The organism is Agrobacterium tumefaciens str. B6 (assembly GCF_001541315.1).
Lineage (GTDB): Bacteria > Pseudomonadota > Alphaproteobacteria > Rhizobiales > Rhizobiaceae > Agrobacterium > Agrobacterium radiobacter.
This window is the reverse complement of the sequence record NZ_LMVK01000014.1, coordinates 74,045-87,341: the sequence shown is the minus strand read 5'-3', so window position 1 is coordinate 87,341 and position 13,297 is coordinate 74,045. Positions and strand designations below refer to the sequence as shown.

Sequence of the window (13,297 nt, the reverse complement as noted above, 5' to 3'; positions counted from 1 at the left end):
CCACAGCTCCCGCCGCATCGACGCCGACCACGCTGCAGGAGTTCTTGCCCAGATCAATTCCAAGAATAGCAATAGACATTGGCTCGTTCCTTTCGCTTTCCGAATGCCAGCACTGTACTCGATGCTGGGTGAAAGGGCGGGCCATCCCATAAGGCCCGGTTGGTAAACCGGACCTTTATTTTAGCATCTGCGGAAGGATGGTGTCAGAACTTGACCTTCACGCCGGTCGAGATTGCTGCGACGAGGTCGCTGCCGAAGCTGTAACCAGCCTCGTCGCCGCAGGTCGCCGTGCCGATGTTGCTGCAGCGGCCGCCGCGGATCGAGGATTCACCCGATGTCAGCAGGCCGAGAGCGCCGGCAATCTTGAACTCGACGTTCGGAGTGGGCGAATAAACGAGCTGGGTGCCAACCATCCAAGTATCGGTCTGCGTACCGATAACCGTCGATGTGCCGCGATCCCAGGTCAGGCTGACAGCGCCGCTCCACTGGTCGTTGAACTTGTGGCCAATACCACCGGTAACCGTCCAGCCGTCGCGATAATAAAGGTCAAGCGTCGTGAGCGAGGTGACACCCGCAATACAGGTCGGCACGCCAACCTGGCAGAAAGGCACGACCTGAATTTGGCTCCAGTCCGTCCACTTTACCGAGCCGAAGGCAAGCCAGTTCGGCGCGATACCGGACTGCACCTTCAGTTCCAGGCTATCAGGCATGGAAACCGAGCCATAGACGGGAGTGACCTTGCCGCCGTAAGCGATGAGGGCCGGGCTGCCAGCAGCCGGAAGGCTTCTGAGGTCGACCGTACCGTTCAAATCGTGATCGACGGCACTGTTATAAACGAGGCTCGTGCGGAAAGCGATTTCCGGAATCTCATAGGCGATACCTGCGCGCCATCCCCAGCCGTCGCCTTCCATATCAAGCTTTCCGACACCGGAAAACAGGGAAGGATAAGCCGGGCCAAGCGCCGTCGGGGATACGACCTGACGGTATTTGTAACCGCTGATCTCCTGATAGAAGCCGCCGCCGATGATCGAGAAGTCACCCTTGCCAAGATCGAACTTCACCCGGCAGGTGGTGGCGTAATTGTGCGACTTGACCTTGGTTTCGATATTGTAGCTCGATCCCTGCCAAATGCCGGGGTTCAGATCCGCGCCCCAGGGCTGCGAATAATCGAACATGCAGTCGCCGAAATCGCCGATTGCCGCCTTGGCGCCAACGCGCGTCGACCAGTAGTTTTCAGAATCGTCGGCCGTGGTGGACCAAGAGCCAGGCAGCGGACCACCGCTCTTCAGCGGATTGTCACGCGCATTCTCCACCTTGCGCTGCGGCGCGACAAAGGTCGCGGAACTGTCGAGAACATAATCGGACGGATCGAACAGCAGGTCGATATTGTAACCACCGCGCTCAAGGCCACCCGCCAGTGAGGGCGTTACCGCCGCGATGCTGACTGCGAAACATACCGCGCCGCGAAAAATTGCAGTTTTTGCCATCTCTCTCCCCAATCAAGGCAATGTGATCATCAAAAGAGTGAAGCGCTTCGCAGCAAATGACAATCTGCCGCACACTGGCACAGTTCTGCGACACTTCTCCATTTTTTACGTAAGAATTTGATGTCGATCCCCTTGCATAGTCATTTTAGGTTATTTTTCTAATCCAATTGAAGCAATCCGACATAAAATGAAACAAATTCCCACTTGAGACGGGAATTGTCTCCAAATAACCACACTCACGGGTTTCCCGAGGAAACGCGCTTATCAGGCCGTTTTTGTTGGCTTTTTTAACTGTTCGGACAGTTTCTGGCTGAAAATGGCGTGAAATAATCGCTCATTCGAGCGCACATGATTCGCCATTGCAGTGCAGCAATCAATCGAGACGACTTGTTACGCCAAAGCAAAAAAACGCCCCGTTTCAAACGGGGCGTTTTTGTTTCTCCAAAGCCGTAAGCGGTATTACCCCGCTTCGCTGACCCGTGTGAGCGCCGTTCTCAGGCTTGCAAGCTGCACTTCCAGCTCGGCCTTGCGCTCGCGCTCGGCAGCAACCACTTCCGGATCGGCATTGGCCACGAATTTTTCGTTCGACAGCTTTTTGTCGATGCGTTCCATTTCCGCATCCACCTTGCCGATCGCTTTTTCGAGACGGGTCTGCTCAGCCGCGAGATCAACGAGGTTGCCGAGCGGCAGGCATACCGTCGCCTCGCCGACGATGATCTGCGCGGGACCCTTCGGCGCAACCTCGGCGGCACGGATTTCATCCGCCCGCGCCAGACGCCGGATGGCGGCGGCGTGGCGGTCGAGCCGTGCTTCGGGGGAGGTATTGGCACCGACGACCACAAGCGACGCGGTGGCGCCCGGCGGCACGTTCATTTCGGCGCGCGCGGAGCGGATGCCGGAGACGAGATCGATCAGCCAGTTGATTTCCGCAGCTGCGGCATCATCGCGGAACTCCGGCGTCGGCCAGTCGGTGAGGCAAAGCAGATCATCCCGCTCCTCGCCCTCGCCCGCCGGGTGCGCCCACAGCTCTTCGGTCATGAAGGGCATGAAGGGATGCAGGAGCTTGTAGATTTCTTCCAGAACATAGGCCGCACAGGCCTGGGATTCCCGCTTCGCCTTTTCGTCTTCGCCACTGAAGACAGGCTTCAGCAGTTCCAGATACCAGTCACAGAACTGGTTCCAGACGAAGCGATAGAGAATGCCTGACGCATCGTTGAAGCGGAAATTCTCAAGCGCCGCCGTCACGTCGCGCGCCGTATTGGCAAGCTCGGTCAGGATCCAGCGGTTGATGGTCAACGATGCGGTTTCAGCCAGGAAGTGCGGATCGCGCTTGACGCCATTCATCTCGGCAAAGCGCGTGGCGTTCCAAAGCTTGGTGCCGAAGTTGCGGTAACCGGCGATACGTGCCGGATCGAGCTTCACGTCGCGACCCTGCGCCGCCATGATGGCCAGCGTGAAACGCAGCGCATCCGCGCCGTATTCGTCGATCAGTTCCAGCGGGTCGATGACGTTGCCCTTGGACTTCGACATCTTCTGGCCGTTCTTGTCGCGAACCAGCGCGTGAATATAGACCGTGCTGAAGGGCTCAACCGGATTGCCGGCGTCGTCCTTCATGAAATGCAGGCCCATCTGCATCATCCGCACCACCCAGAAGGGGATGATGTCGAAACCGGTGACCAGCACGTTGGTCGGGTAATAACGCGCCAGTTCCGGCGTCTGTTCGGGCCAGCCGAGTGTCGAGAACGGCCAGAGCGCCGACGAGAACCAGGTGTCGAGCACGTCTTCGTCGCGCGTCAGGATTTCGCCCGGCGCGAAGTTCTCAAGCTTCTCTTCGACCCAGGCCTTCCACGGACCTTCATGGGCGATATAGTGCTGGATGGCGGCCTGCAGGGCCTCTTCTTCGGTCTTCTCAACAAAGACCTGCCCGTCCGGGCCATACCATGCGGGAATCTGGTGTCCCCACCACAATTGCCGCGAGATGCACCACGGCTGGATATTCTCCATCCACTGGAAGTAAGTGTTTTCCCAGTTCTTCGGCACAAAATTGGTGCGGCCTTCGCGAACCGAGGCAATCGCCGGCTGCGCCAGCGTCTTGTTGTCCACCCACCACTGGTCGGTCAGGCGCGGCTCGATCGGCACGCCGCCGCGGTCGCCATGCGGCACCACATGCTTGTGCGGCTCGATCTTGTCGAGCAGCCCGGCCTCTTCGAAGATTTCAACGATGATCTTGCGCGCGGTAAAGCGATCCTGTCCTTCCAGACGATCCCATGCGCCGTGCAGCGCAGCGGGATGGCTGAGACCTTCGAGGAAATCCTCGTTCTCCTTGATGGTGATCGTGCCGTCGATATTCATGACATTGATGGCGCGCAGGCCGCAGCGCTTGCCGACTTCGAAATCGTTGAAGTCATGCGCGGGCGTGATCTTCACGGCGCCCGTGCCGGCGGTCGGATCGGCATAGTCATCGGCAACGATCGGGACCTTGCGGCCGACGATCGGCAGGATGACGTGCTTGCCGACAATGCCCTTGTAACGCTCATCCTCAGGGTTCACCGCAATACCGGTATCGCCGAGCATCGTTTCCGGACGCGTCGTGGCGACGACGATATAATCGCGGGTCTCGAACTCGGTGGGCTTGCCCTCCTCATCGAAAGCGATCGGATACTGATAGGTAACGCCCTTTTCGAGCGGGTAGCGCAGGTGCCAGAGATTACCCTTGACCTCGATCTGCTCGACTTCCATGTCGGAAATCGCGGTCAGCAGCTTCGGGTCCCAGTTGACCAGACGCTTGTCCTTATAGATCAGGCCCTGCTTGTAGAGTGTGACGAAAACTTCGAGTACAGCCTCGGAGAGACCTTCATCCATGGTGAAGCGCTCACGCGACCAGTCGCAGGATGCGCCAAGGCGTTTCAGCTGGTTGAAGATCAGACCGCCGGATTCGGCCTTCCATTCCCAGACCTTCTCCACGAAAGCCTCGCGGCCCATCTCACGGCGGCCGGGAAGCTGGCCTTCCATCAGCTTGCGCTCGACGACCATCTGCGTGGCGATGCCGGCATGGTCCATGCCCGGTTGCCACAGCACGTCCTTGCCGCGCATACGCTCGAAGCGGACCAGAATATCCTGCAGCGTGTTGTTGAGTGCGTGGCCCATATGCAGGGAGCCGGTCACATTCGGCGGCGGGATGACGATGGTGAAGGTTTCCGCGCCCGGCTTGGCGTTGGCGCCGGCACGAAAAGCATTAGCCTCGTCCCAGGCTTTGGCGATCTTCGGTTCGACGGATGCGGAATCGTAGGTCTTTTCGAGCATTTCCTGACCTGAATTTTAGAGTTCTTGTGTGGATTTTTTTAAATAAGGATGGACGGGAGAGAGTCAACAGAAACCCGCCCGCGAGCCAACCATTGAGCGGACCCACGGGTGACTATGACCCCATAACACCTTCATCTTCAACAAAAAAGCCGCCCCGTTGCCGGAGCGGCCGCTGTTTCATCGCATCATCAGCAATTGCAGATGCGACAAGAGCGGGACTTAGCGGCGCGAACCGCGCGCCACGCGCTCGATTTCCTCGCGCACGAGACGCTCCACCAGCGTCGGCAGATTGTCTTCCAGCCAGTCCTGCAGCATCGGGCGCAGCATCTCGGCGGCCATATCCTCGATCGAGCGCCGCTCGACACCGTCAAAAACCTCCGCCAGCTCGTTGAAGGAACGGGCGATCTGCGCACCGGCAGCGGCGGAAAGCAGATTGAGCGACAGGCCGCCCTCAACATCCGCCTCGTCTTTTGCCTGCACCTCGGCCAGATCGAATGTCGGCGTCTCACCGACAGGGTTCAGCACCGCGATGTCGAAACGCTCCGCTGTCAGCGGCGTTTCAATGGCGCCGCGCAGCGTAAGCTGATCGAAGCGGCTTTCGGCCGAAGGCGCGCTTTCGACGGCGGCAGCGGCGGCGCGATCCTCAGCGGCAAAAGACGCCGGCTGCTCGTTTACACCCGCGGCCGCCACGGCTGCCATCAGCGGCCGAACATCCGTCGGGCGCTGCGGCGCGGCGCGGTCGGAAGACGATACCGACGAAGGCTGCGATACATTCGGGGCGGCTGCGGCCGGCAACGCGATCTCGGCCGCGCCACGCTGCGCCTGCGCGGCGAAAGCCTGCGGTCCCATGGCGACGTTACGGTCGGCGGCGGCACGCACGCGGGCGGCGACATCGGCAAGCGACATGGTCTTTTCGGCAGAGCTTTCCTGCCGTTCAACCATGGGCCCTTCAGAAATCGGCGAAAAATCCTGCGCAGGCCGTGCGCCAAAAGCCTGGTTTGCGGCGGGGGGGACGCGTGCCGGCGGGCTGATGGGCTCCGCCACGAAAGCCGCTTCGCTTGCAGCCTCGTCTTCATCGTCATAGACTGGCGGCAACTGCCCGGAAAACGCGCCGGTGGGTCCGGTCTCGTTGCTTTCGATGATCCGGCGGATAGACGCCAGAATCTCTTCCATGGACGGTTCACGCGCTACGCTTGGCTGAGCCATATCAATCCCCGGTTTCCACTCTTCGAGCGCCCTACCGCATCCCTCGGACATCGGATAAAGCGCTCCTTGACCTGTTCAATTCGCACATCGCGTTTCAGACAACCAAAATCGATCGTCAAACCGATGTTCTGAAACATGGTCGGCCAAAGCGCTTGAGCAATTTTGCCGTCCTAGTCGCAGGATCATGCGGGGCAGAAATACGCACACCCCGAATCACCCTTAGTTTAGGTCAGCATAGCGAGGAACTAAATCACTGATTCGACAAGTTTCGTGATGATGCACAGCTTTGTGAGAGCGGCCGGAAGGAAGCGCTCTTCCGGCAAACCAAACGCAAAAACGCCGGGGCGGAAAGTCCACCCCGGCGTCAAAAAGACAATGATCGTTTGCCGATCAGAAAACGAATTCAGCCGCCTTGGCAAAACCCGGCAGCGGCTTGACCGACGCATTGAAGAAGGTAGCGGTCGATGTGCCGTTGCCATCGCGGCGATAGACGGTGGCCTTCGCGGCTCCGCCATATCCGACAACGACAACCAGACGTCCGCCGTCACGCAGCTGGTCGGTCAACGCCGCCGGCACTTCTTCCACCGAGCCATTGATGAAAATGAGGTCATAGGGCGCTTCGCCCGCATAGCCCTTTTCGAGATCGCCGGTCACGACGGCGACATTGTCATATCCGAGCGAAACCAGCGTCTCGGTCGCCTGCGCGGCCAGGGCCTCATCGCTTTCGAGCGAGACCACCGAACCGGCAAGCTGGGAAAGAATGGCAGCCGCATAACCTGCACCACCGCCGACTTCCAGGACGACGTCTTCCTTCGATACGGCCGAAAGCTGCAGCAGCTTCGCCAGCGGCGAAGTCTTCATGACATAACGGGCCGGGCGGCCATCGCGGGCGGGACAGATCTGCAGATCCTCGTCCACATAGGCAATCTGCCGCACGCCCGCCGGCACGAAAGCCTCGCGCGGCACGCTCAAAAACGCCTTCAGCACGGAATGCGACGTCACGTCGGTCGTGCGCAACTGGCTGTCGACCATATTGGCGCGTGCGGTTTCGAAATCCATCATGTCCTTATCGCCTCAATTTCACGGATAGGGGCCAAAAACCAGCCCAAGTCGGAAGATGCAGCCGACCGTTAAAACAATCTCATAATTGCCAGAGGCTGCGCTTTCAAGCGCGCTCATTGGCTGAGGTCCTAAAAAGCACCGGAGGGTGATGTAAATTTCCCGCGATTGGCGTGAATCGCATCGTCAGGAAGCAGGAATATCCGGCATGATCCACCAGAAAAGCTGAACGAGATCGCTCCAAAGCTGCGTCAGGTCCTCGATCATCTGGATCGTCGTCACATAGGCATAGATCGCCAAGACAGTCACGACACCGAGGAGCAGCCATGGCCAGAGCCTTCGCTTCCCGCCGTTGCCCGCCTTGTCCTGCCGATCCTGATCCACGCTCTCCTCCTGCATTCTGGCCAAAAAAACAGCGCGCATGCGCGTCATCTACGGGTCGCAGATCTGATGTAATGCCGATGGTGGAGAAATTTGGAGGCCTCGCCCGGAATTGAACCGGGGTACAAGGATTTGCAGTCCTCTGCGTCACCACTCCGCCACGAGGCCTCACACGCTCATCAATCAAGCGATGGCGGGCATTTAGAACGAATCCATTATGGGCGCAAGAGGGTTCGTTCCGAATGTAGTGTTTTTTCGGATAGGACCGGCACGCAGCAAAAGTGGGTCACCTAAGCGCTTAAGATTCCGAAGCTTTTTGTATCTGCTTCATATCTCGGAAGAAAACAAAGCCCGCATCCGGCGCGTTTGCGCCGTCGCGGGCAATGCTGCATCTTATATGCCGATCGGTCAGATCCGTCCAAGCAGGACCAGGATCAAGACGATGACCAGAACCAGTCCGAGACCACCCGAGGGGCCGTAGCCGTAATTATGGTAACCCCAGCTGGGCAGCGCGCCGATCAGGAAAAGAATGAGCAGGATGACGAGGATGGTGCCGAGCATGTGTAACCCTCCACTGTTGGCATGTGTCTGCCTGATTGAATGATGAAACGCGCAAAAAGTTCCCTTTCCTGCAGGTCCGGCAGCATAATTGCAGGCAGGCATCCTGTTCCGTTTCAACGGGTTACACCGGCAGTTCAAGAATGCGGCCCTTGCTCCCGTCTCCTGAAGTAATTCTCTGGCTAATTATATCGCGGCGGGAAGCTCCGGATGCGAATGACAGGCCTGCCCTCACGCGGATCGACCAAACCAGCGATTTATTCGTGGTAATTTCTCGGCCTATGTCTATCGGCAGTTGTCCGTCATATTAAGCGCCAGTCCCCCGTACCCTGAAACTGGCGGGAGACGGAGAGATCTGGCATCACTGGCAGTGCGCCAGATCTCTCCCGCCCCTCCCCAAGGGCCTCAAATTCTCCTTTGCAGGCACACGGATATTTTACCGACCGTGTCACGCCTTTGCCTTGCCTTGCCGGTTTCAGTCCGGCTAGACCCCGTGCCGGGAGGGAGAAACGAGAATCATATGTCCGGTTTTGCGAACCTCATCCCGCTTTTCATCTTTGGCCTGCTCGTCTACTTTTTCTTTCGCTGGGTCGCGCGCGACATTCAGAATCCGAAAAGCAAATAGTCGGGGAAAATCGCCTCCGGCCCCTTGCCCGCCGGGAACCGCCGCGCCTCCATCTCGTTTTCACAGACGCACTTCGGAGGACAGGATGAAAACGCTCGCATCATCGGCCACTATAGCGCTTGCACTGGCACTTGCCGGATGCACCGCCGGCACGACCGCCTATGTCGGCCCCGCGCCCTATGTCGAACCCATCCCCGGCAGCATCATCTACAGGGGCCAGCCGCGCACCAAGCTGACGAAATCGCCGATCGGCAGCACCTTCAGCCATGAATTCCGCATAGACGGCAGCACAAGGGCGGTGGAAACCTATCGCATTGCGCCCGACCGCTCGCTGGAACTCATCGACCGGCGCATCATTCGCGACTGGCTGTTCGGGCGCGACGACTGACCGCACCGCAACCGGCAGAAACGCATCCGCAACGGGATTGCGCATCCTGACCGCTTCGTTTAGAGCCGGGCGCAACAACCACGATGGATAGGCGATGAATACGCGCTGGCAAAAACCCGTCCTGATCGCGTTCGAAACGCCGGGCGATTACACGAGCATCGAAACCACGCAGGCCGCCTCCTGGGCGCTGATCGAGGACTGGCCGATAGAAGACGGCGATGCGCTGGACAAGGCGCTGCTGATCTGCGCCGCCGTCGATGCAGGCCGGAAAAAGCCCGAGGACGCGCGCAAGGCCTTCATCGCAGCCGCAATCGAAGCGGGCCTCGATATCAAGGCCTGACGGCGCAATAACTGGGGCCGCAGACTATAAATGCCGCCTGCAGCGCTACGTTTTCAACAAGACAGGTTCGATGGATCGCAACAGATGGAAACTTCCGGAAACATGAAAAAAGCCCTGTTCATTTTTCTCCTCTCCTGCCTGGCGATCGGCCTTCTCGGCCACCTCGTGGTCGCCTTCGTCGTCACAGGCTGAAGCGTGAAAACGCCCTCCGTCGAAAGGCGGAGAGGCTGGATTTTAGAATTTCCTGAATTTCATTCTTTCGTTATGGAACCGCGATAAACTTTGACCGTTCTCTTTTCACTCAACAGGAGGAGGGTTGGAATGCGTGACGGATTGAACGGTTTTCTCGAAATCTCGATGATCGGCTTCGTGGTCGCAAGCTGCCTTTTCATGGTCAACCTGCCGATTTGACCCACCTCAAAAATCTATCTCCGACAGAACCGGCGACTTGACGTTCCGGCATAAAAAATGCGGCCTTTTGGGCCGCATTTCTGTTTCAACAAATCATCACATCAGGCAGAAAGCTTGGCGGCCAGCTTGGCGACATGGGCGCCCTGATAACGAGCGGCTTCCAGCTCGATTTCGGAAGGCTGACGCGAACCATCGCCATCGGTGATGGTGGAGGCGCCATAGGGCGAACCGCCCTTGATTTCATCAACGCCCATCTGGCCCTGGAAAGCATAGGGCAGGCCGACAACGGCCATGCCGTGGTGCAGGAAAGTGGGGATGAAGCCGAGAATGGTGGATTCCTGACCGCCATGCTGGGTGGCGGACGACGTGAAGGCCGAGCCGACCTTGCCGACCAGCTTGCCACTGAACCACAGGCCACCGGTCTGGTCCCAGAAATTGCGCATCTGCGACGCCACCGTGCCGAAACGCGTGCCGGCGCCGACGATGATCGCATCGTAATCCGCCAGCTCGTCCACCGTCGCCACCGGAGCCGGCTGGTCCAGCTTGAAGTGGGAGGACTTGGCAACCTCTTCCGGAACGAGTTCGGGAACGCGCTTGACCACGGCTTCCGCGCCGGTGGACTTCACGCCCTCGGCAACCGCATAGGCCATTTTCTCGATATGGCCGTAAGAGGAGTAATAAAGTACCAAAACCTTCGTCATTCTCTTCGTTTCCTTTGCTGGAACTGTTTCCGGCGTACCGGCGACAAGCTTCTTTAAAAACTCGATGATCATCGGCGTTGACCTGTAAAAACCGTATGACAAAAACGTAGCGGACGGATCGGTCTCTCGCCAGCCGGGGATTGGCATACGCACTGTTCACGATGAGTGAACACTCGATGCCATCGTCAACCAATCCCCGTTTTGCGTTTCTTTAAAACCGCTTTGCATTCGCACTGGCGCGGCGTTAACGTCTGACAAGACAGATGACGAGTGCACCCATGTCCAACCCCTCCTCCACCTCCTCCGTTGTTACCGCCGCCATGCTTGCGATCGGCGACGAACTGCTTTCGGGCCGCACCAAGGACAAGAATATCGGGCACCTCGCGGATGTGCTCACCATGTCCGGAATTGACCTGAAGGAAGTGCGCATCGTCGCCGACGAGGAGGAAGCGATCGTGGAAGCGCTGAACGCGCTGCGCAGCCGTTACGATTATGTCTTCACCTCGGGCGGCATCGGCCCGACCCATGACGACATCACCGCGGATGCGGTATCAGTGGCATTCGGCCTGCCCTGCGAACACGACGCCGAGGCGCTGCGCCTGCTCGGTGACATGTATCGCGTCCGCGAGATGGAATTCACCGAGGCGCGCAAGCGCATGGCGCGCATGCCGAGAGGCGCCGCCCACATCGCCAATCCCGTTTCCGTCGCCCCCGGCTTCGTCATCGGCAATGTCCACGTCATGGCCGGCGTGCCGCAGGTGTTCCAGGCCATGCTCGACAATGTCATGCCGACGCTGCGCACCGGCGCGAAAGTCATGTCGCAGGCGGTGCGTTCGCCCTATGGCGAAGGTGATATCGGCACGCCGCTGACGGCCATCCAGAAGGCGCATCCCGAAACCAGCATCGGCTCCTATCCGAAATATGACGGGCAGCGTTTTTCGACGGAGATCGTCGTGCGCGCCCGCGACGCTGGCGTGCTGAAGGCGGCGACCGAAGCGGTTGCGGCCATGATCGAAACCATCGGCCAGGAGAAACAATTGGCCGCCAGCAAGGGCGATGCAACCGCCTGAAACGAAAAGGCCTGAAACAAAAAAGTTTGACCAAAATCAAGGTGGCCATCGGCAAAGACGGCCACTCTCCCCCTAGAAAAGACATTGCACCGAGGAGAGAGAAATGGGTTACAAAACGATATTGGCAGTGGTCGACAATGTTGCGAACACGCAAAAGCTCGGCGAATTCGTGGTGAGCCTTGCCGACCAGTTTTCCTCGCATGTGATTGGCCTGCACATGGAAACGCTGGCCGCCGTTCCGCTCGTCGCGCCGATGGAAATTCCCGATCCCGCCACCGTGCAGGCGCTGCAGGATGTGGCGCACAAGGAAACCACCGACGTGGGAACCGCCTTCGAGCACACCCTGTCCGCCAATGGCATCTCGCATGAATGGCGCAGCTTCGTCACCTCGGTGGGTTACGCCTCCGCATCGGCGATCGACAGCGCGCGTTGCGCCGATCTCATCGTCGCCCGCCAGAGCAGCTCCTCTGCACTGTCAGACAGCCGCTCGGATATTGACGGCTTCCTTTATGAAAGCGGCCGCCCCGTTCTTCTCGTGCCGCATGTGCTGACCGTCGCCAAACCGATCAAGCGCGTCCTGATCGCCTGGAACGGCTCGCGCGAGGCGACCCGCGCGACCTTCGACGCCCTGCCCTTCCTGAAGGCCGCAGACAGCGTCGAGATTTTCTCCGTCGATCAGGCCGAAAGCGAAACGCAGTCTTCCGGTCTTGCCGGTGCGGAACTGGCCGCCACCCTCGCCCGCCACGGCGTCAATGTCACCGTCACCTCGCAGGAAAAGATCGCAGGGATCTCGCCGCAGGCCGCGATCGAAAACCGCCTGTCGGACAACAGCATCGACCTTCTGGTCATGGGCGCTTATGGCCATTCCCGCTGGTGGGAGCTGCTGTTCGGCGGCGTGACGCGCACGCTGCTCGATTCCATGACGGCGATGACGCTGCTGTCGCGTTGAATAAGGATGCGGCGCAAACAGTGCCGCATACCCTCCGTATCCCGCATTATAACAGCGATCACCGCTTGTTTCTTCTCCCCGCCGGGGAGAGGTCCGCGGCAGCGGGATGAGGGGGCGACAGTCGAGATATGCGGTGAGGCTTCCCCCTCATCCGACCCTTCGGGCCACCTTCTCCCCGGCGGGGAGAAGAAACAGGCGGCAATCTCCCGCCCTGTCCTTTTAGCGGAAAGCTTGCCTTTTTGCCGGTCTTGCGGCTATTAGCCAAAGCCATCGACAATTTTGACCAGATGGTAGACGACATGTCCCTTCCCGATAAAGCCTTTCCCGTTTCCTGGGACCAGTTCCACCGCGACGCCCGTGCGCTTGCCTGGCGTCTTGCCGGTCTCGATAAAGAGTTCCGGGCAATCGTCTGTATCACCCGCGGCGGCCTCGTGCCGGCGGCGATCATTTCCCGTGAACTGAATATCCGCATGATCGACACGGTCTGCATCGCCACGCGTCATGACTATGTGAACCAGGGCGACACGGTTCTGCTGAAGGGCGTGGCCCCGGAACTGACGAGCGATGCCGGCGAAGGCGTACTTGTTGTCGACGACCTGACCGATACCGGCAAGACCGCGCTTGAAGTGCGTGAAATGCTGCCGAAGGCGCATTTCGCCTGTGTTTACGCCAAGCCGAAGGGCGTGCCGACCATTGACACCTTCGTCACCGAAGTCAGCCAGGATACCTGGATTTATTTTCCCTGGGACATGGGCTTCACCTATCAGGAGCCGATCGCCAAGGGATCGCGCGGCTGATTGCCGGCCGTCATTAAAAAAT

The 13,297-nt window shown here is 59.1% G+C and carries 12 protein-coding genes and 1 tRNA gene; 5 read left to right on the top strand and 8 right to left on the bottom strand.

Annotated elements, in window-relative coordinates:
- Positions 1–203: 203 nt before the first annotated feature.
- The 7 genes from ASB65_RS14155 to ASB65_RS27340 all read right to left on the bottom strand — a co-directional run bounded on the left by ASB65_RS14155 (position 204) and on the right by ASB65_RS27340 (position 7,997).
- Entirely contained in the window at positions 204–1,487 is a 1,284-nt protein-coding gene (locus ASB65_RS14155; RefSeq protein WP_060724330.1) for an outer membrane protein transport protein, read from the bottom strand.
- A gap of 459 nt (positions 1,488–1,946) precedes the next feature.
- Positions 1,947–4,790: a valine--tRNA ligase gene (locus tag ASB65_RS14150; protein WP_060724329.1), complete on the bottom strand. Its 2,844-nt coding sequence runs from the start codon at positions 4,788–4,790 to the stop codon at positions 1,947–1,949.
- A 219-nt stretch (positions 4,791–5,009) separates the two neighbouring features.
- Positions 5,010–5,996 carry a cell division protein PopZ gene (popZ, locus tag ASB65_RS14145; RefSeq protein ID WP_060724328.1) on the bottom strand — a complete coding sequence of 329 codons (987 nt, stop codon included), beginning with the start codon at positions 5,994–5,996 and terminating at the stop codon, positions 5,010–5,012.
- Between the two features lie 390 nt (positions 5,997–6,386).
- Positions 6,387–7,058, bottom strand: coding sequence for a protein-L-isoaspartate O-methyltransferase family protein (locus ASB65_RS14140; protein ID WP_060724327.1), 672 nt, complete (start codon positions 7,056–7,058; stop codon positions 6,387–6,389).
- A 183-nt stretch (positions 7,059–7,241) separates the two neighbouring features.
- Positions 7,242–7,487, bottom strand: coding sequence for a hypothetical protein (locus tag ASB65_RS14135; protein ID WP_003509743.1), 246 nt, complete (start codon positions 7,485–7,487; stop codon positions 7,242–7,244).
- A gap of 43 nt (positions 7,488–7,530) precedes the next feature.
- Positions 7,531–7,604: transfer RNA gene (locus ASB65_RS14130), tRNA-Cys, on the bottom strand.
- A gap of 240 nt (positions 7,605–7,844) precedes the next feature.
- Positions 7,845–7,997 (bottom strand): DUF3309 family protein, encoded by a 153-nt coding sequence (locus ASB65_RS27340; RefSeq protein WP_003495626.1) that lies wholly within the window; start codon positions 7,995–7,997, stop codon positions 7,845–7,847.
- A 707-nt stretch (positions 7,998–8,704) separates the two neighbouring features.
- Between ASB65_RS27340 and ASB65_RS14125 the strand changes: the two genes are divergently transcribed.
- Positions 8,705–9,007 carry a hypothetical protein gene (locus tag ASB65_RS14125; protein ID WP_003509745.1) on the top strand — a complete coding sequence of 101 codons (303 nt, stop codon included), beginning with the start codon at positions 8,705–8,707 and terminating at the stop codon, positions 9,005–9,007.
- 94 nt (positions 9,008–9,101) lie between these two features.
- The gene (locus ASB65_RS14120; RefSeq protein ID WP_003509748.1) at positions 9,102–9,347 is read left to right on the top strand and encodes a DUF982 domain-containing protein; all 246 of its coding nucleotides are present in this window, start codon (positions 9,102–9,104) and stop codon (positions 9,345–9,347) included.
- Positions 9,348–9,859: 512 nt separating this feature from the next.
- On the opposite strand, the gene wrbA is transcribed toward ASB65_RS14120, so the two are convergent.
- Entirely contained in the window at positions 9,860–10,459 is a 600-nt protein-coding gene (gene wrbA, locus ASB65_RS14115; protein WP_003509751.1) for an NAD(P)H:quinone oxidoreductase type IV, read from the bottom strand.
- Between the two features lie 278 nt (positions 10,460–10,737).
- Between wrbA and ASB65_RS14110 the strand changes: the two genes are divergently transcribed.
- The 3 genes from ASB65_RS14110 (at position 10,738) to gpt (ending at position 13,275) form a co-directional block, all read left to right on the top strand.
- Entirely contained in the window at positions 10,738–11,529 is a 792-nt protein-coding gene (locus ASB65_RS14110) for a competence/damage-inducible protein A (protein WP_060724326.1), read from the top strand.
- 103 nt (positions 11,530–11,632) lie between these two features.
- Positions 11,633–12,478: a universal stress protein gene (locus ASB65_RS14105; protein WP_060724325.1), complete on the top strand. Its 846-nt coding sequence runs from the start codon at positions 11,633–11,635 to the stop codon at positions 12,476–12,478.
- 299 nt (positions 12,479–12,777) lie between these two features.
- Positions 12,778–13,275, top strand: a complete 498-nt coding sequence (gene gpt, locus ASB65_RS14100; RefSeq protein WP_060724333.1) for a xanthine phosphoribosyltransferase — start codon at positions 12,778–12,780, stop codon at positions 13,273–13,275.
- The last annotated feature ends 22 nt before the right edge of the window (positions 13,276–13,297 follow it).